Origin of the sequence: Qipengyuania aestuarii (genome assembly GCF_019711535.1) — a bacterium.
Lineage (GTDB): Bacteria > Pseudomonadota > Alphaproteobacteria > Sphingomonadales > Sphingomonadaceae > Qipengyuania > Qipengyuania aestuarii.
Genome location: NZ_JAIGNP010000001.1, coordinates 909,519 through 930,699, shown reverse-complemented (window position 1 = coordinate 930,699; position 21,181 = coordinate 909,519). Strand labels below are relative to the sequence as shown.

The following is a 21,181-nucleotide window of genomic DNA, read 5'->3' as shown; positions in this document are numbered from 1 at the left end:
TCAGACGATCTCCACTAGGACTGAGTTGAGGTTTGCGGAGCTGTTACCAGCAGAGAGCTTTACCGGGCCCGGTTCGTTCACTTCTTCCATTTCCCTGTTCCAGAAAGCCAGCTGGCTCGGTGGGATGATAAAGGTCACCGTGCGGTTCTCTCCGGGCTTCAGCGTTAGACGTTCGAAGCCCTTCAATTCCAGCACGGGCCGGGTGACTGACACGTCGGTGCGCGTAATGTACAGCTGAACCACCTCGTCGCCGGGATAGGTGCCGCTGTTCCGCACGTCGACAGCTACCTCTATCGCCTCATTCGGGCCATAGGTTTTCTTGGCAGTTCGCGGGGCTGAAATCTCGAATTGCGTGTAGCTCAGCCCGTGACCGAACGGGAACAGAGGGTCGTTGTTGTCGAACAGATACCCCCGCCGCGCGCTGGGCTTGTGATTGTAGAAATAGGGTATCTGCCCTTCGTTGCGCACCACCGTCACCGGGAGCTTGGCGCCGGGGTTCACCTTGCCGAGCAGAGCTTCGGCCACAGCAATCCCGCCTTCCTGGCCCGGATACCAGCATTCCAGAATGGCGTCGGCCTTGTCGACCACGTTCGGCCAGCTAGGCGGCCGCCCGTTATAGGCAGTCACGATCAGCGGCTTGCCCAGAGCAGACAGGGCATCCACCAGTTCATTCTGTTCGCCGACGATGTCGATTTCGGTGCGGTCGCCCAGGTGATCGGTCGCGAAGCCTTCGCGGCTGGTCTGTTCGGTGTCGCCAATAGCGAGAATGATCGTATCGGCAGAGCTTGCAATCTCGACCGCCTCCTTGATCAGATCGAGGTTCTTTCTGCGATCGGCCAGTTCGATGAGATCCTGCGAGCGGTCTTCGCTGGTGGTTATGAAGACACCCTGCGCTGTGACGAAGTCCGTCTCCGGAGCGATGGTGCGAAGCCCCTCGATGAGGCTGATGGTTTGCTTCGGCACGCTGGAATATCCGCCGAGCCGCGCAATTGCGTGGTTGGGCCCGATCACTGCGACCCGGCCCATGCGCTGGCTGTCGAGTGGCAGTGCCGCGTCGCGATTGGTGAGCAGGCACAGAGATTTGCGCGCAGCTTCAAGCGCAAGCGAGCGCGCTTCCGCATTGCCGGTAATCTGCTCTGACTGCTGCCAGTCACCGAAGGGGTTTTCGAACAGGCCAGCGCGGAACTTGAGTGCCAGCATGCGGGCGCAGGCGACGTCGATCAATTCCATGGGCACACGTCCGGCGCGCACCGCGTCGGGCAGGGTGGCATAGGCCAGGCCTTCGGGGAGTTCGCTGTCCACACCCGCTTCCAGCGCCTGCCGCGCCGCGTCTTCCAGGCTGTCTGCAACGTGGTGCAAGGTTTCCAGCTCATGGACGCCGCCGTAATCGCTCACGATCACGCCATCGAAGCCCCATTCGCCGCGAAGGACGTCGCCGAGCAGCCAGATATTGGCATGGCTGGGCAGACCGTCGATCTCATTATAGCTGGGCATGACTGCGCCCACCGAAGTCCGACTGACAATCCGTCTGAATGGCGGGAAGAAATCTTCGCGCAGCTCGCGCTCTGAAATCTGGGCGGGGGATACGTTGTTGCCTGCTTCGGGCTGGCCGTGACCGGTCATGTGCTTGAGCGTTGCAAAGACCTTGCCGTCACGCAGCTTCTCGAATTTGCCCGGACCTTGCAGACCTTCCACGGCTGCAACGCCCATCTCGCCGACCAGATAGGGGTCTTCGCCCCAGGTTTCCTCGATCCTGCCCCAGCGCGGATCGCGGACGATATCGACGACCGGCGACAGCACGAGCGGGACACCGCGCGAGCGCACCTCGCGCGCGACGACCGACTGGACCCGCCGCATCAGGTCAAGATCGAATGATCCGGCAAGACCGATCGCCTGCGGGAACATGGTGGCTTCGGTGGCCATGTAGCCGTGGAGAGATTCCTCATGCAGGAGCACGGGAATGCCGAGCCGCGTGTCTTCCAGCGCCCAGCGTTGGAGGGCATTGATGAATTCCACCGTCTGGCGCGGCGTCCTCCATTTGGCTGCAGTGCCGCCTGCCGCACCCGAAATGCCGGGGACGCCCCGTTTGTCGCTTGGCCGGGTGACATGGCCGATCCCATTGGGAAAAGCCGCGCTGGCCTTGGCAGGGTTGAATTCCAGGGCGTCGATCATGTCGCCCTTGGCGGCCCAAGCCGTCCGGATCTGCGCCACCTTTTCGTCGAGCGTCATGCGCGCCATCAGGTCGGCGACGCGAACCGAGATCGGCGCAGATGGATTTTTGTATTGCTCACCAGCCTCCGCGAAGGCTGCCGGGGTCTGCATGAAGGCGAGAGCCGAAAGGCTCCCGCCCGCAAGCAGCTTCATTGCACCTCTGCGGTGCGTAATCACGGGCGAACCGTGAGGGTTACTTCGGTCAGGTCTTCGGAATTAGGGCCGACCATCAGGGTGAAATCACCCGGTTCGACCACGCGTTCCATATCGCGGTTCCACATCATGAAGGCGCGCGGTTCGATTGCGATATCGATCTGCCGCGTCTCGCCGGGCTGCAGCGTGATGCGCTGGAAGCCGACCAGTTCCTTCACCGGACGGGTGACCGAACTGATCTCGTCACGCAGGTATACCTGAACCACCTCGTCGCCAGCCATATCGCCGGTATTGGTAACCGGGACGCGGACGGTCACGCCTTCGCCCGCAGCGATGCTCTTGGCAGACAGAACCGGCGCACCGATTTCAAAGCTGGTGTAGGAGAGGCCGTAGCCGAAGGGATAGAGCGGCGTGACCTCGTCGAAGAGGTAGCCGCGCCGCGCGCTTGGCTTGTAATTGTAGAAATTGGGAAGCTGGCCGACGTTGCGTGCCGTGGTGACCGGCATCTTGCCGCCTGGATTGACCCGTCCGAAAAGCGCATCGGCAATCGCCGTGCCCTGCTGTTCGCCGGCATACCAGGTTTCGAGGATTGCATCGGCCTGTTCGGCAACTGCAGGATAGCTCGGCGGGCGCCCGTTGACGAGCACCGCGACGACAGGTTTGCCGAGTGCCTTCATCGCCTGGAAGAGTTCGTTCTGCTCGCCAACGAGATCGAGGCTGGTACGGTCGCCGAGGTGACCGGGGGCCCACCCTTCACGGCTTGTCTTCTCGGTGTCGCCGATGAACAGCAGGATGGTATCGGCATTCTTGGCGACTTCCACCGCTTCGGCGATGCGGCGCCGGTTTTCCGCAGGATCGCCCAGTTCAACCTTGTCATCCCACCAGTCGTCATCGCCCTTGGTGATTTCGACACCGAGCGAATGCACGATATTCGCGCGGTCGCCGACCAGCGCACGGATGCCTTCGAGCGGTGTCACGCTGGCACGCGGTTCACCGTAATATCCGCCAAGCCGTGCGACGTCTGCATTCGGGCCGATCACGGCAATCGTGGACTTGGTGCCACCAGCGTCCGGCAGGGCGAGGGGCAGCACGCCGTCATTCTTTAACAGGACCAGCGACTGCGCCGCTGCCTTGCGCGCCAGAGCGACGCCTTCGGCACCGTTCGATTGCTTGGCGAGGGCAAGGTCCGGCCAAGGATTGTCGAACAGTCCGGCGTTGAACTTCATCGTCAGGAAGCGGCGGACGGCGGTGTCCAGCTGTTCCATAGAGACCTTGCCTTCGCGCACACTGGCCGCGAGATTTTCGAACCCGTCACCTTCGGGCAGATCGACGTCCACACCGGCTGTCAGAGCCAGTTCCCCGGCGGCCTTGTAATCGGGCACGATCTTGTGGAGGCGGGCCATGTCCTCGATAGCGTAATAGTCGCTGACGACAGCGCCCTGATATCCCCATTCGCCGCGCAAGACATCGTTGAGCAGCCAGCTGTTGGAGTGTGAAGGGATGCCATCGATTTCATTGTAGCTCGCCATCACCGCATCGATCGCCGTGCGGGTGACCACCTGTTCGAAGGGCGGGAAGAACATTTCCCGCAGCGTTCTTTCGCTGATCTGGGCAGGGCCGACATTGGTGCCGCTTTCGGGCTGTCCGTGGCCGGTCATATGCTTGAGGGTGGCCATGACCTGGCCATCGCGCAGCTTGCGGTCTGTGCCCACGCCGGTCAGGCCTTCGACCGAGGCTACGCCCATTTCGCCGACCAGATAGGGATCCTCGCCAAAGGTTTCCTCGATCCGGCCCCAACGCGCATCGCGCGCGACGTCGACCACTGGGGAGAGGACTAGGTGGACGCCGCGCGCGCGAACCTCGCCTGCAATGAGATCGTTCATCTCACGGATGAGATCGGGATTCCATGTGCTGGCGAGGCCAATTGACTGGGGAAAGGCTGTGGCATCCTTGGCTGCGAAACCGTGGAGCGATTCTTCGTGAAACAGAATGGGGATACCCAGGCGGGTCTCTTCCATTGCCCACTTCTGGGCATCGACCACATATTGAATACTGTCTTCGATATTCCTGCGCGGGACCTGGCGCGGGCTGGAGGGGCCGAGACGGTCCGACGGCCGCGCAATCTGGCCGATGCCATCGGGGAAGCGGCGGGCGGCCTTGGCGGGATCGAAATCATCACCCTGACCCTGGATTTCACCCTTGCTGTCCCAGATCGTGATGATCTGCGCGACTTTTTCGTCCAGTGTCATCCGAGCGAGAAGGTCCTCCACCCGCTGAGCGACCGGCAGGCTGCTATCCCAATAGGGAGCATCCGCCATCGATCGTTCGACTGCGACTTCCTGTGCCATGGCCGGAGTGATGGATGTAAGCTGGAGCGCTGCCAGGCAGACCCCCATTGCGAGCGCGCTTCGCTTGATTCGACGCATGATCTTGTCTCTCTCCCGTGGGGCGACTTGACTGCCGCCATCGTTGTGGTAGCGCTACCATGATGAGAGGGAGAAGGCTTGTCAACTGGCTTGGGCGCCTGTCTGCGCCAATGGTGGCGTGCAGCGTTGTAGCGGTGCCTGCTTATGCCGAAGATGGATATGATCTGTGGCTGCGTTATGCACCGCTGGAGGGGGAGGCGCAGTCCGATCTGCGGGCCGATTCTCCGTTCGCGAATATTGCGGACGGTGGCAGGTCCAGCCCCACTTTAGAGATCGCGCTGGAAGAGCTTTCACGCGGCTTTGCGGGACTTCAGGGCTCAGGCGCGCGCGCTGCCAATGGTTCGCCGGTCAAGGTCGAGCTGGACTGCGGTGAGACGGTCGGCACGGGCGAGGGCGGGTATCGGCTGAGTCCCGTTGCGGATGACCCGCGAAGAGCGTTTCTCATCGCCGCCGAAGACCATCTTGGATGCCTCTACGGCAGCTTTGCTCTCCTGCGCGAATTGAGCACGGGCAAGCGGCTTTCCGATATTGCGATAGGTCAGGCACCCGCCATGCCTCTGCGCATGCTCAATCACTGGGACAATCCCGACGGGCATGTGGAGCGCGGCTATGCGGGGCGGTCGATTTTCGACTGGTGGCATCTGCCCGAACGGCTCGACCAGCGGATGATCGATTACGCCCGCGCCAATGCCTCGCTCGGGATCAACGGCGTGGTGGTCAACAACGTCAACGCGAAGTCCTTCATGCTGGAGCCGCGCTATATTGCCAAGCTTGAACGGCTTGCCCATGCCTGGCGGCCTTACGGCATTCGCGTCTATCTGTCGGCCCGGTTCAGTGCGCCCCGCGATATCGGCGGGCTGGACACGGCCGACCCGCTCGATCCGGCGGTTCGGGCCTGGTGGCATGCGAAGGCCGACCAAATCTACACCGCAATCCCGGACTTCGGCGGTTTCCTCGTGAAAGCGAACAGTGAAGGGCAGCCGGGGCCGCAGGACTATGGCCGCACCCATGCCGATGGGGCCAATATGCTCGCCGCGGCGATCGGCGATCGGGGGACGGTCATCTGGCGGGCATTCGTCTATTCCGCGGAAGACGAGGCCGACCGGGCCAAGCAGGCCTATGAGGAATTCGTGCCGCTGGACGGACAGTTCGCCGACAATGTGATCGTGCAGGTCAAGAACGGTCCGGTCGATTTCCAGCCCCGCGAACCCTTCCATCCGATGTTCGGCGCCATGCCGAACACCCGGTTGATGCTCGAAGCGCAGATCACCAAGGAGTATCTCGGATTCGCGAGCCATCTCGCCTATCTGGCGCCGCTGTGGAAGGAAGTCCTGGACGCCGACACCGGGCGCGGCGGAACGGTTGCCGAAGTGGTCGCCCCGGTTGGCATCGCCGGGGTTGCCAATACGGGATCCGATCGCAATTGGACCGGATCGCATTTCGATCAGGCCAACTGGTATGCATTCGGGCGGCTCGCGTGGAACCCGGCACTGACCAGCGAAGAAATCGCCGGCGAGTGGGCGGCGCAGACCTTCACGCGCGATCCGGCTGCGGTCGGGGCAATCACATCGATGATGCTGGATAGCCGCGAGGCTGTGGTCAGCTATATGACTCCGCTCGGCCTCGCGCATCAGATGGACACCGGCCACCATTACGGCCCGGGCCCATGGGTCTGCGATCTGGCGCGGCCCGAATGGAACCCCTGCTATTACCATCAGGCGGACCGGTCGGGCATCGGTTTTGATCGCACTGCGAACGGTTCGGACGCTCTTTCGCAATACGCGCCGCAGGTGGCTGCCCAATGGGCGGACCCGGCTACGATCGATCCGCATTATCTGCTCTGGTTCCATCACGTGGCATGGGACGACACGCTGCCGAGCGGGCGCACCGTGTGGCAGGAACTAGTGCGCGAATATGATCGCGGCGTCGCTGCGGTCGATACGATGGCCGGGCAATGGGCCGGACTGCGCGGAGCGATCGACGCCGAACGTCACCGTGCCGTGTCGGAAAGCCTCGCGATCCAGCAGCGAGAGGCGCGCTGGTGGCGCGATGCCTCTGTCGCTTATTGGCAATCGCTCAACGGGCTGGAGATGCCGCAGGGTGCGTCCCCGCCTGCCGAAACGCTCGAAGCCTATAAAAGCCGGAGTTTTCCGGAAGCGCCCGGACAGTGATGCCCCTTGCCGATCTTGCGGGCATGGCTTTAAGGCTGGTGCCATGAATGCAACCCAAGGGACAGCCGCCAGCGGACGCAAGCGCAACACGCGGCGCAACAACACCGCCCCCACCATCGCCGATGTGGCCCGCGAAGCGCAATGTTCGCCGATGACTGTCAGCCGGGTAATCAACGGGGAGGAAAACGTCCGCGATCACACGCGCGACACCGTTCTCGCCGCCATCAAGAAGCTCAACTATGTGCCTAATCGTGCGGCACGATCGCTTGCGGGTGGGTCGCAGCTCAGGATTGCCTTGCTGTTCGACAATCCCTCGGCATCCTATCTCAGCGAATTCCTGATGGGGGCGCTGGAAGAAGCCAGTCGGCGCGACATCTATCTGGTCGTTCAGAGCCAGGAAACCGTGGTCCAGAGTAGCGAACTGGTGCGCAAGCTGATCGAAGGCGGCATCAGCGGTTTCATTCTGCCACCCCCGCTGTGCGATGATCAGCGCGTGCTCGACCTGATCGAGGAAGCCGGGGCGATTGCCGTCGCGGTCGGCCCGGGCAAGGCGCGCGGATCCTATGGCTCGGTCCTGATCGACGAATACCAGGCGGCTTTCGATATGACCCGCCACATCATCGGCCTAGGGCACGAACGGATCGGTTTCATTATCGGCAACCCCGAACAAGTGGCCAGCGGCCGCCGCCTTCAGGGCTATCGTGAGGCGATGGAGCAGGCCGGGCTCACGGTAGATGAAGGGCTGATCGCACAAGGCCAGTTTACTTATCGCTCGGGCATGGTGGCCGCCGAAAAGCTGCTTGGAGCCAGCAATCCGCCGACCGCGATCTTCGCCTCCAACGACGATATGGCAGCCGCCACCGTGGCCATGGCGCACCGCCGCCATCTCGACGTGCCGAACGACATCACGGTCTGCGGCTTCGACGATACCGAACTTGCCCGGTCGATCTGGCCGGAACTCACCACGATCCGCCAGCCCATTCGCGAAATGACCGCGCAGGCCGTGGTGCTGATTTCTCAGGCTCACAAGAAATCGGGCCGTCCCTCGCGCGGCAAGAGCGAACAGATCCTGCTGCCTTACGAACTCATCCGCCGTAATTCCGATGCCGGGCCAAGCCTTGCATCATCCTTCAATCCAAAGGGCGAGAAGCCATGACAGAGCGCAGTGGCGCCAAATTGAGATCGCGTGACTGGTTCGACAACCATGAACGCATGGACATGACCGCTCTCTATCTCGAGCGGTTCATGAATTACGGCGTCACTCCGGAAGAACTGCGTAGCGGCAAGCCGATCATCGGCATCGCGCAGAGCGGCAGCGATCTTTCGCCCTGCAACCGCATCCATCTGGAACTGGCCAAGCGCACGCGCGACGGCATCCGCGATGCGGGCGGTATCCCGATCGAATTTCCCGTCCATCCCATCTTTGAAAACTGCCGCCGCCCCACAGCCGCGCTCGACCGCAATCTGCTCTACCTCGGGCTGGTCGAACTGCTGAACGGCTATCCGATCGACGGTGTGGTGCTGACCACCGGCTGCGACAAGACCACGCCGAGCCAGATCATGGCGGCATCGACGGTCGACATTCCCGCCATCGTGCTCAGCGGCGGCCCGATGCTCGACGGCTGGCACGAGGGCGAGCTGGTCGGCAGTGGCACGGTAATCTGGCGCAGCCGCCGCAAGCTGGCGGCGGGAGAGATCGACGAGGAGGAATTCCTCAACCGCGCGACCTCCAGCGCGCCGAGCGCGGGGCATTGCAATTCAATGGGCACTGCCAGCACGATGAACGCGGTGGCCGAAACGCTCGGCCTCAGCCTCACCGGCTGCGCCGCGATCCCTGCGCCCTATCGCGAGCGCGGACAGGTCGCCTACCGGACCGGGCGCCGGATCGTGGAAATGGTGCACGAGGATCTGAAGCCGTCCGACATCCTGACGCACGATGCCTTCCTCAATGCGGTCGCCGCAGTCAGCGTGCTCGGCGGATCGTCCAATGCGCAGCCGCATATCCAGGCGATGGCGGCACATGCGGGCGTGCGGCTGGAGCCGAGCGTGTGGCAGGATCACGGTTATGACCTGCCGCTGCTGCTCAACATGCAGCCAGCGGGTGAATATCTGGGTGAGCGGTTCCACCGCGCAGGCGGCGTTCCCGCCGTGCTGTGGGAATTGCTCGAAGCGGGCGTGCTCAAAGGCGACGTGCGCACCTGCACCGGCGCCACGATGGCGGAAAACCTCGCGGGCCGCGAAACGAAGGATCGCGAGATGATCCGCCCCTTCGCCGATCCGCTGATGGAGAAGGCCGGCTTTCTCGTTCTGTCGGGCAATCTGTTCGACTTCGGCATCCTCAAGACTTCGGTCATTTCGGACGAATTCCGCGCCCGCTATCTCTCGCGCCCCGGCCACGAAGGCGTGTTCGAAGCGCGCGCCATCGTGTTCGACGGATCGGACGATTATCACCACCGGATCAACGACCCCGATCTCAATATCGACGAGGATTGCATTCTCGTTATCCGCGGATCGGGTGTGATCGGCTGGCCGGGCAGTGCCGAGGTGGTGAACATGCAGCCGCCTGACGCGCTGATCCGCGCGGGCACGCAGTGGCTGCCGACGCTGGGCGACGGTCGCCAGTCAGGCACTAGCGACAGCCCCTCGATCCTCAACATTTCGCCCGAAAGCGCGGTCGGCGGCGGGCTCGCCTGGCTGCGCACCGGCGATATCATCCGCGTCGATCTCAACGAAGGCACCTGTAATGCCGACGTCGAGGAGGCGGAGATCGAACGGCGGCTGGCCGAAGAAAGCATTCCGGAAAAGCCCGAGCACAACACGCCGTGGGAAGAGCTCTTCCGCGAAAAGACCGGCCAGCTGGGCGAGGGCGGCGTGATGGACTTCGCGCTCAAATATCGCGGCACGTCGAGGAAACTGCCGCGCCACAATCACTGATGGCGCCGGGCAGGCTGCGCCTTGCGCTCAGCCTGCCTCTATCCGCATCGCCACCGAAATTGCGCAGCCTGCCGGGACGCTGGGCACGGACGCGCTCGCGCGGTTGAGCGCGTCGGGCGGATGGTTCACCGGCTCGAGGCAGAGGTCATCCGATCGGGGCGGCGAAAAGACATGCAGGAAGGGCGCGCCCCATGCTTGAATGGTAATGATGCCCTGATCGTCGGCGATGGCGGCTTTGCCGTTCCAACCTGTGAAGCAGTGATCGATCAGCATTTCGGGCAGCGCGCTGCCCTTGGACCAATCGGCGAATGCGTCCGCCGGATGCGCCGTGCCATCGGGCAGGAATTCCGCGTCGATGCCAAGCATCTCGTCGGCGTCGAAGCGGACCTGTGTGGTTGCAGAGCGACGGAAATAGGGGTGCAGGCCAAGCCCCAACGGTGCGGCGTCGCTGGCACGGTTTTCAACCTGAAGCGCGATGGTGCAGCCTTCCTCGTCCAGCACAATGTGCTGCCGGGCAAGATAGGACCACGGCCATTCGCCGCCTCCCTCATAGGCATGCTCCAGTACGGCGGAGCCGGCGGCTTGGCGGGTCACCGGCCAGGCTGACTTCCACCCCAGCCCGTGCAGGGGATGCCGCTGCGGTGCCATGTTCGGGCTGATCCGCACCTGTCGGTCGCCGAAAGCGAAGTTCCCATCGGCAATGCGATTGCAATAGGGCACAAGTGGGAAGCAGGCGGATCCCAGCACCTCATCCGGTTGCGCAGGCATTTCGCGCAAGATCGGCAGGTTACCGCGAGACAGGCCGGCAAGGCAGCCGCCGGTCTGCGGCCGGATCACGGCCTTCCACAATCCCGCCGTCAGAGTGATTTCAGCCATCGGCGATCCTTGCCTTTCGCAGCTCACCCTAAAGCCAATGGCCTAATCGGTGATGGCGAGTTCGAAGCCGGGGATCGCATCGCCATTGCCGTCATAAAGGTTCACCACCGGCGCGTCGGCCCAGGCATAGCGCACTCTGGTCGCAGGCGTTTGAGCTTCAACCGGGATCACCATGCGATCACCCATCAGCTCTGGCTGAACGAAACGGCAGCTTTCCTGCGTCTCGCCGCACAGCTCGACGCCAAGCACCGCCGCGCCGCCATAGGCCACCAGCGCGCCCTCGACACCGCTGAACCGCACGGTCACACTGCCGCCTTCGCGTTTCGCGCCTGCGGGCATGGGCATCTGCTGGCCCATGAAGGCATGCGCCAGTCGGCGGCCCAACGTGTTCTTGTTGGCGGGATGGATATCTCCCGGCTCGCCAAGGTCGATTGCCGTGACCAGCGCGGCATCCCGGGCCGCCATGACGGCATCGAGCTGTTCCTGCCGCAAATCGGCCCAGCTCGAAGGGCCGGGCTGCGACTGGCGCTGGCCGAAATTGGCAAGCTGGACCACCAGCATTCTCGCCTGGTCGCCGAACTGGGTACGCCAGCCCGAAAACAGCCCGCCGAGCCGCTTATCGTAATCTGTCTGGCCGGTATCGGATTCGCCCTGATACCAGGCGACCGCTGCCAGCCGCATCGGGCCGAGCGGGGCGATCATGGCGTTGTGCATCACACCGGCGCCGGCATTGGCATCCCACGGCGCGCGCGGTGGCACGTCCGGGAACGGCGCGACGGAATACTCCCAGTCCGCCCCTAGCGGGATGGCTTCGCCGCCATCGCCGGGGGTGAAGAATAACCGCTCCGGCCCGGCGAAGAAGCCGCCCATGTCCCACGCGTTGTTGGCGGCGATCAGGATCTCGTTCTCGCCTGCTTTCAGTACTTCGCCGGGCACGCGATAGCTGCGCTCGACGCCCCAGCCGAAGGTGTAACCGACCGGCTGGCCATTGACGAAGGTGAGGTCGAGATCGTCGATCGCGCCAATGGACAGCTGGCCGCCCCGGGCGGCCTGGTCCTCGGTCAGCGTCAGCGTCTGGCGCAGCCAAACATTGGCGCGCGGTTCGGTGTCGAGCCCGGTACCCGTCCATTCGTTCCAGAAGGAAAAGGCGGGGATCGGCGCCCAGTCGAGCTGCGCGCTGTCGCGCCACGGTTCGCGGCCATTGTCCTGCTCGCGCCACCAGTCCATCCAGCGCGGCGCGAAGCTCTGCGTGGCCCGATAGGGATCGTCGGCATAGGCATGGAGCAGGGAAAGCGTGTCCTCGCCGTAAAGGTCTTCCACCGCCGCGGGAGACAGCCAGGCGCGGGCCGCGCTGCCGCCCCAGTTGGAATGGATCAGACCCACGGGAATGTCGGGACGCTCGGTGCGCAGGGTCTTGCCCATGTAGAAACAGGCGGCGGAGAAGCCCGCGACCGTCTCGCGTTCGGCGGCATGCCAGGCGACGGGGGTGGAGAAACGGTCCTGCGGCACTGCGGCAGTGCTCTGCGGAATTTTCAAGAGGCGGATGCCGTCATCGGCGGCACGGCCGAGCTGGTTGCCCGCATCGAGCGCGCGGGTGACGGGCAGTTCCATGTTCGACTGACCCGAACACAATATCACGTCGCCGATCAGGATATTGCCGACCTGCGCCGTGCCGTCCGCATCTGTCAGCGTGAGCGTTACCGGGCGGGTGCTGGCCGCGCGGGCGGGCAGGGTGACGGTGAAGTCCCCGTCGGCATCGGCGCGGGCGCTGGCGCTCATGTCTCCGAGCACGGCGGTGACTGTCACCCCCGGCCTGGCAGTCCCGGCAATCGCGATGGGTTCCCCCCGCTGGAGGACCATGCCGTCGCCATAGGCCGGGCCCAGGACTGGCGCGGCGCTGGCCGCGGCGGAAAGGGCGGCGAGGGCGCTGCCGATCAGTAGGCGCTTCATCCCAGCTTCGCCCGCGTCTGCGCAAACCCGGCGACCGGCGCGGCGAAGGCGAACAGGCTGCCCGCCGCGGGATATTTCTCCATATCGGCGGGCTCCATGTTCTTCGTCGCGCTGGTGACATAGGCGGTGCTGAGATCGGCGCCGCCGAAGGCCATCTTGGTCACGTCGCGCGCGGGGATGTCGATAGTGGTATCGAGCTTGCCATCGAGATCGAAGCGGGCGACCTTGCTGCCGAGATAGAGCCCGGTCCACACATAGCCTTCCGCATCGACCACCGGGCCGTCGGGATAGGCAGCGGGGAACAGCGCGCCCGTATCGGCGAAGGGCCGCGCTTCGCCCACGCCGCGCGGCGACAGGTCGGCGACCATGATTTTCTGTTCGCTGGTATTGGTGAAATAGATCCGGTCCCCGGTCGCATTGACCGCCGGGCCGTTGGTGATGGTGATGCCCTGCGGCCCCGCCGCGCGGATATCGCCGCGGTCGAAGATATAGAACCGGCCCGACGCATTGGCTTCCCCGTCATCCATCGATCCGAACCACACGCGGCCCCACGGGTCGGTGCAGGCATCGTTGAGGCGGTTGGTCGCCGGTTCGCCGGGCACACTGCCCAGTTTTTCGAACGAGGCGGTTTCGGGATCGAACAGGTAGAGGCCATCCTTCAACCCGCACAGCAATTTGCCGGTTTCCGCAGGGATCGCCCAGCCGATCTGTTCGGGCGCCTCGGCATAGGAATTGCTGCCGTTTGCCGGATCGAAATGCCACAGCCGGTGCCGCTTGATGTCGACGAACCACACCACCTGGCGCTGGGCATCCCACAGGACCCCTTCGCCCAGCTTCGTTTCTGCGGGAAGTACTGCCTTCACATCGGCCATCAGCGCCATCCTCCATCAACCCAGTAATTATGCGCGGTGCAATAACGCGCGTCGTCCGAAGCCAGGAACAGGATCATGGCCGCGATGTCGACCGGCTGCAGCCGCCCGTCGAGGCATTGCGCCGCCACGATTTCCGCCTCGCCTTCAGGCGTATACCATTTCATCTGGCGCGGCGTCTGGACATTGCCGGGGATCACGGTGTTGACCCGGATATTGTCCCGGCCCAGCTCGCGCGCGAGGCTGCGCGTCAGCCCTTCGATCGCCGCCTTGGCGGTCTGGTAGATGGTGAGATCGGGCAGGCCCAGATGCCAGCTGATCGACCCCATGTTCACGATCGACCCGCCGCCGTTCTTCCTCAGATGCGGCACGACTGCCTTGGCAGCGAAAAACTGGTGCTTGAGGTTCACTGCCATGCTCTGGTCCCAATAGGCCGAGCTGACTTCCTCCACCGAATGGCGATCGTCATTGGCGGCGTTGTTTACCAGCACATCGCACCCGCCCAGATGGGCGACGATATCCTCGATCTTGGCTGCATACCCGTCGCAATCGGTAATGTCGCACTGCACGAAATGGGGCGCGATCTCGGCATCGGGGGCAAGACGTTCCACCAGCTCGCGGCCCGGTTCTTCCATGATATCGACGAAAGCGACCGCCGCGCCCTGGCGCACGAAACCTTCCACGATCCCTTCGCCAATGCCCGAAGCGCCGCCGCTGACGATGACTTTTCGCCCGCGAAGGCTCGGGTATACGGCGCTTTGCGCAGTGTTGCGGGGCTCTGCATTCATGGTAATTCTATCCTCGTCCCGAGCGGCGGCGTGCAATTCTTTCCGGCACGCGGCGCTTTAAATTTTGTCGATCAATCCGCGTCCGGCCAGATTCCGCGCGAAGGCGGCAAAGCCCATCTCCCACGGCGCGGCATCGCGCGAAGTGGTGACCGTGTTTTGCAGCGTGCCGATCCGGTCGGACTGGATGGTCACCTTGTCACCGATCTTGTGGGTAAAGCCCGCGCCTTCCTCGTCGCGGTCCTGCGTCGGCGCGAACAGCGTGCCGCAGAACAGGACAAAGCCATCGGGATAATGATGTTCGGACAGGCACTGGCTGACGAGATCGAGCGGATCGCGGCTGATCTGGGCCATGATATTGGTGCCTTCGAGGCGGTAGCCGTCCGGCCCTTCGATGGTCAGATCGACATTGGCCGAACGCACATCGTCGATAGTGAAATTCTCGTCGAACAGGCGGATGAAGGGGCCGATCGAACAGCTGGCCGTATTGTCCTTGGCCTTCGACAGCAGCAGCGCCGAACGGCCTTCGAAATCGCGCAGATTGACGTCATTGCCCAGCGCGGCGCCGACCACTTCGCCGAGCGCATCGCAGGCCAGCACCACCTCGGGTTCGGGATTGTTCCAGCTGGAATCGGAGCGCACGCCGATTTCGGCGCCATGGCCCACGGTGGACAGCACAGGCGATTTGGAAAAGATTTCCGCATCCGGCCCGATCGCCACTTCGAGATATTGGGACCACATGCCCTCTTCGATCAGCGCGGCTTTAAGCTGCATCGCCTCCTCGCTGCCGGGGACGACCGAGCGGATGCCCGAACCGACCTTGCCTTCCAGCTGGGCGCGGATTTCGGATGCCGCCGCCGCATCGCCGCGCGCCTGTTCCTCGATCACGCGTTCGATGGCGGACAGGGCGAAGGTGACGCCCGCGGCCTTGATGCATTGCAGGTCGACGGGAGAAAGCAGGCTCCAGCCTTCGGGCAGGCCATCGCTCACCGGGCCGATCAGCATGCCGCCATCGAATGCACGCCGGGCAATGGCGCCCGAAGTGGTGGCGACCCGGGCGGTGAGATCGTAAAGCTTGCCCTGTTCGATCAGGATGACGCAGGGTCCATCGGGCGTATCGGCCCTGCCCAGGAAACGCCCGCGCTCGTAATCGGCTGGCAGGCTGTCGGAAATATTGTCGGCCATGTTCTGGCTCTTGCCCTCCCTTGTGATAGCGCTACCATAAGCAGGAGACCGCGCGGTAACAAGCCCCATCGCGGTCAATGGAGGGAGAGATATGACGATTATCAGCAAAACCGCTTTGCTCGGCTGCGCAGCAGCCCTGCTGCCCGCTGGAATGCCGGTGATGGCCCAAGAGCAAGGGCCGGGGCAGGGACAGGCGAATTCCACCGCCAGCTTCGATTACATGGAATACCAAGCGGTGAATGAAGCCGCCGATGCCCCTGCGGGCAGCTATCGGAATCCGGTGATCCCTGGCTTCCATCCCGATCCCTCCATCGTGCGGGTGGGGGACGATTTCTATGCCGTCACATCCACTTTCAGCTGGTTTCCCGGCCTGCCGATTCTCCACAGCACCGATCTGGTGAACTGGACCCTGATCGGCAATGCGATCGACCGGCCCGGCCAGATGGATTTCAGCGGGCTGGGCACCAATCGCGGCCTGTTCGCCCCGGCGATCACGCATCACGATGGCAAGTTCTGGATCGTCAACACCTGCATCGAATGCGGGGACAATTTCCTGATCACCGCCGATGATCCGGCCGGTCCGTGGAGCGATCCGACCTGGCTCGATTTCGGCGGGATCGACCCTTCGCTCTATTTCGCGGAGGATGGCACCGCCTGGATCGTCTATAACGACGCCCCGCCGACAGAGCCGCGCTACGAAGGGCATCGCGCGATCTGGATGCAGCAATTCGACGCGGAGACTATGCAGGTGCTGCCCGAACGCACGCTGCTGGTCGATGGCGGGGTCGATCCCTCCACCAATCCGATCTGGGCCGAAGGGCCGCACATCTATCATGTCGATGGCTGGTACTACCTGCTCACTGCGGAAGGCGGCACGGCGGAACAGCATTCGCAGACCATCTACCGCTCGCGCGAATTGCAGGGGCCTTACACCCCCGGCGATTTCAATCCGATCCTGACCCAGCGCGATCTGCCCGCGGACCGGCCCGACCGGGTCGAGGCCACGGGTCATGCCGATATCGTGCAGCTGGACGATGGCAGCTGGTGGGGCGTCTTCCTCGCCACGCGTCCCTTCGAAGGCCAGTCGACCCTGCTCGGGCGCGAGACGTTCCTGCTGCCGCTGGAATGGAAAGATGGCTGGCCGCGCTTCCTCGACCGGGGCGAAGCCGTGCCTTTCGTCGGCAAGCGGCCCAATCTGCCGCCGGGCAAGGGCACCGACTGGTCGCACTGGCGCGATGATTTTTCCGCGCCGCTGTCCGATGAATGGATCGGCATCCGCAATCCCCAAGACCAGCAGGCGCTGCTGGTGGGCGATGGCCGGCTGCATGTGCTTTCGGGCCATGATGCCGCGGGCAGCCTGGGCAAGCCCGCTTTCATGGGCCGCCGGATGCGGCACCCTTCGGCCGATTTCACCACCAGCGTGGATTTCGATCCCGCTTCGTCAGGCGATTTTGCCGGGCTGCTTGCCTTCATGGATGAAAACCATTTCCTCGCCTTCGGACAGGAAGGAGACCGGCTGGTGGTGCGGCTGCGGACCGATGCCGGGCAGGAAGAGCAGGGGGCGCTGGCAGCCTCGCAGGACTTGAGCACGGACGGGCCGCTCGAACTGAAGCTCGCGATCCGCGAAGGCACGGCGCAGGCCTTCTGGCGCGCGAAGGGCGCCTCGCAGTGGCTGGCCGTGGGTGAGGGGGTGAATGTCGAACCGCTCGCCTCGGTCCATGCCGGGCTGTTCACCGGGCTGGTCGTCGGGCCCTATGCCTATTCGAAGCCCTGAGCGGACACAAAAAAGGGCGCGCTGCGAAGCGCGCCCGATCGGGGGCGTCCGGCTGCTGGGCCGGGCGCCCCGTTCTTTTGCGGATCAGTCTTCTTCGGGTTTCAGCCCGATCGCTTCCAGCAGGCCGGGCAGCCAGCGGCCTTCCTGATGATCGTAGAAGGGGAAGGTGTTGGCATAGGCCCACATGCACATGCCGATCCCGGTGGGGGCGAAGGTATCGTGGATGGTGCGGTGATAGGTCACCCGGTCTTCCAGCGGGATATGCCGGTCGAAGGCCCCGGTTTCGCCCATGAAGGGCGTCTTGCCGGTGCGCGCCTTATAGGCCTCGATCGCGGCGGCATCGCGTTTCAGCATCGCCTTGTCCTCGGCGGTGGGGAAGCTCCGGCCGACCGGCGGCACGTCCGGCCCGGCCCATTCCGCGCCCTGATGGGTGTAGGCAAAGGGTTCGTAATAATGGAAGGTCGGGTGGACGTTGGGATCTTCGGGCAGCGGCAGCGTCTCGAGCGATTTGATCCCGCTCCAGTTTTCCCCGCCGATGATGACCGCCCGCGTGGGGTGAAGCGCGCGCACTTCTTCCAGCGCCGGGGTCAGCGTGGCCAGCAGGTTCGAATGGTCGAATTTGTTGTGCGGTTCGTTTTCCAGTTCGAACCACAGCGTCTCCTCGGGATAGCCTTCGAACCGCTCGGCGATCTGTTTCCACACGCCGCCGTGCCATGGCGCCACTTCCAGCGGGCGCTCGTAGATCGGATCGAAATGGTGACTGTTGAGGATCACGTTGAGATCGGCTTCCAGCGCCCAGTCGACCACTTGCTGCACCCGGTCCATCCAGGCCTCGTCGACCGTATAGGGTGCCTCGCTCAGCGATTTGTTGTGCCAGCGTACCGGGATGCGGACCGTGTCGAACCCGGCCGCGGCGATCCGCTCCATATCTGCCTTGGTCACGGGCGCGCCGCCCCAGGCGCCCTCGGTTTCCGGCTCCAGCGTGTTGCCGAGATTGACGCAGGTGCCCACCGGCAGCGGATCGGTGGCAGCCGCTTCGCTGGCGGCGGGGGCGTTGGCGGCGGGGGCGTTGGCGGCGCTCTGCGCCACGGACTGGGTCGCCAGCGAGGTGGCGCACAGGATCAGCGAAGATCGCAGCAAAAATCGCTTCATGTTTTTCTCTCCCACTCTGTCTTGGCCCCTTTCCGTCATTTCGGACGCAAAACCCTCCTGTTCGGGCATATTGGCACCGATCAAGAGGGTGTTCGGGCCATTATCCGCAACGCAGGACGGTCTCCGCATCGCTGCCAAGCCGCACTTCGCCGATGGCGTAATCGGTCTGGCCTTGCGTTTCCAGCACGAAAGGCTGCGTCAGATTGGTCACGTCCGCGCCGTTTTCCCGCAGGCATTTCAAGGGGATACCGTAGCGGACATAGTCGCTCGTCACGGGCAGGTCGATATCGACGAAGCCCTCGCTGTCGGGCCCGATCGCACCGAGGCGGGCACTGTCCGGAGAATCCCAAACCTTCAATGTTACCAACAACATAACGTCCGCATTCGTCTCGCGGTCGATATCCAACGCGTCGAAATTGCGCAGCTCTGTGCGAGCCATGCCGGAGGTTATCGCAAAGCGCCGCGCGCCTTCCTGGACCAGGTAGTTTTCAGCCGTAACCGTCGCTTTTCCCGAGAGAATTTCCGCAGGAACATTGGTGATCCGGATCTGGTCACTCTCCTCGCCGCCGCTCACCAGCAGCGACCAGCGCGCCGCCGGAGCCCCTGCGCTGAACCACAACCGGCTGTCTCCCGCCAGCTGAGTGGTATCCAGCTCGGGCAATTCGGCCCATTCCGAAGCTTCGCTGGCATAGCTCAGACCATATCCGTAATCGAACAGGGCGCCATCGGCGATCTGCGTCGTCCGCGGCCATGCTGCGGGCAATTTGCCGGTGAAATCGAAGCGCGGCGTGCCGTCTTCCTGCGCCATCAGGACATCCGCGATCCCGCCGCCCTCGCTACCCGGAAGCCACGCCACAACGAAAGCGTCGGCATCGTTGAGGGCGGGATTCACATAAAGCGGGCGCCCGGTGATCATCAGCGCAACCACCGGAATTCCCTGCGCTTTCAGCTTGCGCATGGTTTCGAAGGGAGCAGTCAATTCGGGATCGAGCGCCAGTGCTTCGCGGTCGCCCTGAAACTCCGCATAGGGCGTTTCGCCGAACACCACCACCGCCGCATCGGGCCGCGTTTCGAAGGTCCCGTCGGGCGACAGTTCCGCGCTGCCCCCGGCTGCCTGCACGGCCTGTTCTAGCCCCGACCAGATCGAGGTGGCGCCCGGGAAATGGCTGTTGTTCACTCCCGTGCCCTGCCAGCTGAGCGTCCAGCCACCCGACTGACGGGCGAGATCGTCGGCACCGTCACCGGCCACCAGCAGGCGCCCGCCCGGTTCGAGCGGCAGAACGCCCTGGTTCTTCAGCAATACCAGGCTCTTGCGCACCGCTTCACGGGCAATAGCGCGATGCTCCGGCGAGCCCAGCTCCTCGTAATCGCCTGAATAGGGGCGATCGGACGGCTTGCCTGCGTCAAACAGGCCGACACGACCCTTAACTCGGAGAATTCGCGCCACTGCATCATCGATCCGGTCCATCGGCAGGGTGCCCGCCTTGGCGCGGGCCAGCAGATCCTCGTAGATCGGCTTCCACGTGTCGGGTGCCATATACATGTCGATACCGGCCATCAGGGCCTGAGGGCAGCTTTCATTGCTGCAGCCTTCGACCTGCCCGTGAGCATTCCAGTCGGACACCACGAACCCGCCGAAATCCATCCGGTCCTTCAGTACACCTGTCACCAGCGACCGGTTGCCAGTCATCTTCTTACCTTGCCAGCTGGAGAAACTGACCATGACCGTAGAGACACCCTCAGCAATCGCGGGGCCGTAAGGTTTGCCGTGGATATCGCGCAGTTCTTCTTCACTGATCGAACTGTCACCCTGATCGACACCGTCATCGGTCCCGCCATCGGCGAGGAAATGCTTGGTCGAAGCGATAACATAGGGCCCTGCCAGCAGATCGTCGCTGGACGGCGGACCCTGCAATCCGCGGACCATCGCGCCAACATAGGACGCCACGAGATCGGGATCGGAGGAATAGCCTTCATAAGCGCGGCCCCAACGGAAATCCTGCGGTACTGCGACGGTGGGGGCAAAGGTCCATTCCTGGCCCGTGACGCGGATTTCCTTGGCCGTTGCGGCACCGATCTTCTGGATCAGATCTACGTCGCGCATGGCGCCAAGGCCGATATTATGCGGAAAAATCGTGGCGCCGATTATGTTGGAGTGCCCGTGGACGGCATCGGTGCCCCAGATGAGGGGAATGCCCACACCGCCATCGCTCTTGTCGACAGAGGCAAGGTAGAAATCGTCAGCCGCCGCCAGCCACTCGGGGGCCGGGGCCAGATCGTTGCCGCCGGGGCCGCTATTGCCCCCGACAAGGATTGACCCGAGGTTGTACTTGCGAACGTCTTCGGGGGTGACGCAACAAAGGTCAGCCTGAACCAACTGCCCGATCTTCTCTTCCAGCGTCATGCGCGCCAGAAGCGAGGCAATGCGCTCTTCATCGTCTGGCTGGACGGCAACCGGATATTCGTACGCAGGCCAGATTTCGGGATGAGCTACGCCGGCACCTGAAGGCGCCGTGACCGAATCTGCAGGCTGGCTAGCGACCGGAGCGCTGCCGACCGAGTAGGTCGAACATCCTGCAAGGAACGCGCTGGCGCCAAAAAGCGCGACGATACCGACGGATTTCACGGACATTTTCCCTCCCCTAGAGCAGCCTGCCTTTTGGCTCGGCCCCGCGCGAATTATGTGAGCGCTATC

The 21,181-nt window shown here is 63.6% G+C and carries 13 protein-coding genes; 4 read left to right on the top strand and 9 right to left on the bottom strand.

The window, feature by feature from the left end; translation table 11 throughout:
• Window positions 1–2,364 carry a glycoside hydrolase family 3 N-terminal domain-containing protein gene (locus tag K3175_RS04710; RefSeq protein WP_221542175.1) on the bottom strand — a complete coding sequence of 788 codons (2,364 nt, stop codon included), beginning with the start codon at window positions 2,362–2,364 and terminating at the stop codon, window positions 1–3.
• A 20-nt stretch (window positions 2,365–2,384) separates the two neighbouring features.
• On the bottom strand, window positions 2,385–4,790 hold the full coding sequence (locus K3175_RS04705; protein ID WP_425594824.1) for a glycoside hydrolase family 3 N-terminal domain-containing protein: 2,406 nt from the start codon (window positions 4,788–4,790) through the stop codon (window positions 2,385–2,387).
• A gap of 110 nt (window positions 4,791–4,900) precedes the next feature.
• Here K3175_RS04705 and K3175_RS04700 point away from each other — a divergent pair, with 110 nt between their 5' ends.
• From K3175_RS04700 to K3175_RS04690, 3 genes are read left to right on the top strand one after another with little or no spacing between them, the layout of a single operon-like run.
• Complete coding sequence (locus K3175_RS04700) at window positions 4,901–6,961, top strand: alpha-glucuronidase family glycosyl hydrolase (RefSeq protein ID WP_221542174.1); 2,061 nt, start codon at window positions 4,901–4,903, stop codon at window positions 6,959–6,961.
• Window positions 6,962–7,004: 43 nt separating this feature from the next.
• Window positions 7,005–8,117 (top strand): LacI family DNA-binding transcriptional regulator, encoded by a 1,113-nt coding sequence (locus tag K3175_RS04695; protein ID WP_221542173.1) that lies wholly within the window; start codon window positions 7,005–7,007, stop codon window positions 8,115–8,117.
• Window positions 8,114–9,895: an IlvD/Edd family dehydratase gene (locus K3175_RS04690; RefSeq protein WP_221542172.1), complete on the top strand. Its 1,782-nt coding sequence runs from the start codon at window positions 8,114–8,116 to the stop codon at window positions 9,893–9,895. The genes K3175_RS04695 and K3175_RS04690 overlap by 4 nt, the downstream gene beginning before the upstream one ends.
• Window positions 9,896–9,922: 27 nt before the next feature.
• Here the strand turns inward: K3175_RS04690 and K3175_RS04685 are convergent, their stop codons facing one another.
• From K3175_RS04685 to K3175_RS04665, 5 genes are read right to left on the bottom strand one after another with little or no spacing between them, the layout of a single operon-like run.
• Window positions 9,923–10,771 carry an aldose 1-epimerase gene (locus tag K3175_RS04685; protein WP_221542171.1) on the bottom strand — a complete coding sequence of 283 codons (849 nt, stop codon included), beginning with the start codon at window positions 10,769–10,771 and terminating at the stop codon, window positions 9,923–9,925.
• A 42-nt stretch (window positions 10,772–10,813) separates the two neighbouring features.
• A complete protein-coding gene (locus tag K3175_RS04680) occupies window positions 10,814–12,721 on the bottom strand; it encodes a sialate O-acetylesterase (RefSeq protein ID WP_221542170.1) in 1,908 nt (635 codons plus the stop codon).
• Window positions 12,718–13,593 (bottom strand): SMP-30/gluconolactonase/LRE family protein, encoded by an 876-nt coding sequence (locus K3175_RS04675; RefSeq protein WP_247710648.1) that lies wholly within the window; start codon window positions 13,591–13,593, stop codon window positions 12,718–12,720. Before K3175_RS04675 ends, K3175_RS04680 begins: the two co-directional genes overlap by 4 nt.
• Entirely contained in the window at window positions 13,593–14,378 is a 786-nt protein-coding gene (gene xylB / locus K3175_RS04670) for a D-xylose 1-dehydrogenase (RefSeq protein WP_221542168.1), read from the bottom strand. Before xylB ends, K3175_RS04675 begins: the two co-directional genes overlap by 1 nt.
• A 57-nt stretch (window positions 14,379–14,435) precedes the next feature.
• Window positions 14,436–15,560, bottom strand: coding sequence for a fumarylacetoacetate hydrolase family protein (locus K3175_RS04665; protein WP_221542167.1), 1,125 nt, complete (start codon window positions 15,558–15,560; stop codon window positions 14,436–14,438).
• 91 nt (window positions 15,561–15,651) lie between these two features.
• On the opposite strand from K3175_RS04665, the gene K3175_RS04660 reads away from it, so the two are divergent.
• Window positions 15,652–17,334 (top strand): glycoside hydrolase family 43 protein, encoded by a 1,683-nt coding sequence (locus K3175_RS04660; RefSeq protein ID WP_221542166.1) that lies wholly within the window; start codon window positions 15,652–15,654, stop codon window positions 17,332–17,334.
• Between the two features lie 84 nt (window positions 17,335–17,418).
• On the opposite strand, the gene K3175_RS04655 is transcribed toward K3175_RS04660, so the two are convergent.
• The gene (locus K3175_RS04655; protein ID WP_221542165.1) at window positions 17,419–18,486 is read right to left on the bottom strand and encodes a glycoside hydrolase family 5 protein; all 1,068 of its coding nucleotides are present in this window, start codon (window positions 18,484–18,486) and stop codon (window positions 17,419–17,421) included.
• Between the two features lie 100 nt (window positions 18,487–18,586).
• Window positions 18,587–21,118 carry a glycoside hydrolase family 3 protein gene (locus K3175_RS04650; protein ID WP_221542164.1) on the bottom strand — a complete coding sequence of 844 codons (2,532 nt, stop codon included), beginning with the start codon at window positions 21,116–21,118 and terminating at the stop codon, window positions 18,587–18,589.
• Window positions 21,119–21,181 lie beyond the last annotated feature (63 nt).

Bases quoted from the DNA above. Each gene is read 5' to 3' on its own strand.
- K3175_RS04680 (WP_221542170.1), bottom strand. From the start codon at position 12,721: ATGAAGCGCCTACTGATCGGCAGCGCCCTCGCCGCCCTTTCCGCCGCG.
- K3175_RS04650 (WP_221542164.1), bottom strand. From the start codon at position 21,118: ATGTCCGTGAAATCCGTCGGTATCGTCGCGCTTTTTGGCGCCAGCGCG.
- K3175_RS04695 (WP_221542173.1), top strand. From the start codon at position 7,005: ATGAATGCAACCCAAGGGACAGCCGCCAGCGGACGCAAGCGCAACACG.
- xylB (WP_221542168.1), bottom strand. From the start codon at position 14,378: ATGAATGCAGAGCCCCGCAACACTGCGCAAAGCGCCGTATACCCGAGC.
- K3175_RS04690 (WP_221542172.1), top strand. From the start codon at position 8,114: ATGACAGAGCGCAGTGGCGCCAAATTGAGATCGCGTGACTGGTTCGAC.
- K3175_RS04700 (WP_221542174.1), top strand. From the start codon at position 4,901: ATGGTGGCGTGCAGCGTTGTAGCGGTGCCTGCTTATGCCGAAGATGGA.
- K3175_RS04665 (WP_221542167.1), bottom strand. From the start codon at position 15,560: ATGGCCGACAATATTTCCGACAGCCTGCCAGCCGATTACGAGCGCGGG.
- K3175_RS04710 (WP_221542175.1), bottom strand. From the start codon at position 2,364: ATGAAGCTGCTTGCGGGCGGGAGCCTTTCGGCTCTCGCCTTCATGCAG.
- K3175_RS04655 (WP_221542165.1), bottom strand. From the start codon at position 18,486: ATGAAGCGATTTTTGCTGCGATCTTCGCTGATCCTGTGCGCCACCTCG.
- K3175_RS04705 (WP_425594824.1), bottom strand. From the start codon at position 4,790: ATGCGTCGAATCAAGCGAAGCGCGCTCGCAATGGGGGTCTGCCTGGCA.
- K3175_RS04660 (WP_221542166.1), top strand. From the start codon at position 15,652: ATGACGATTATCAGCAAAACCGCTTTGCTCGGCTGCGCAGCAGCCCTG.
- K3175_RS04685 (WP_221542171.1), bottom strand. From the start codon at position 10,771: ATGGCTGAAATCACTCTGACGGCGGGATTGTGGAAGGCCGTGATCCGG.
- K3175_RS04675 (WP_247710648.1), bottom strand. From the start codon at position 13,593: ATGGCCGATGTGAAGGCAGTACTTCCCGCAGAAACGAAGCTGGGCGAA.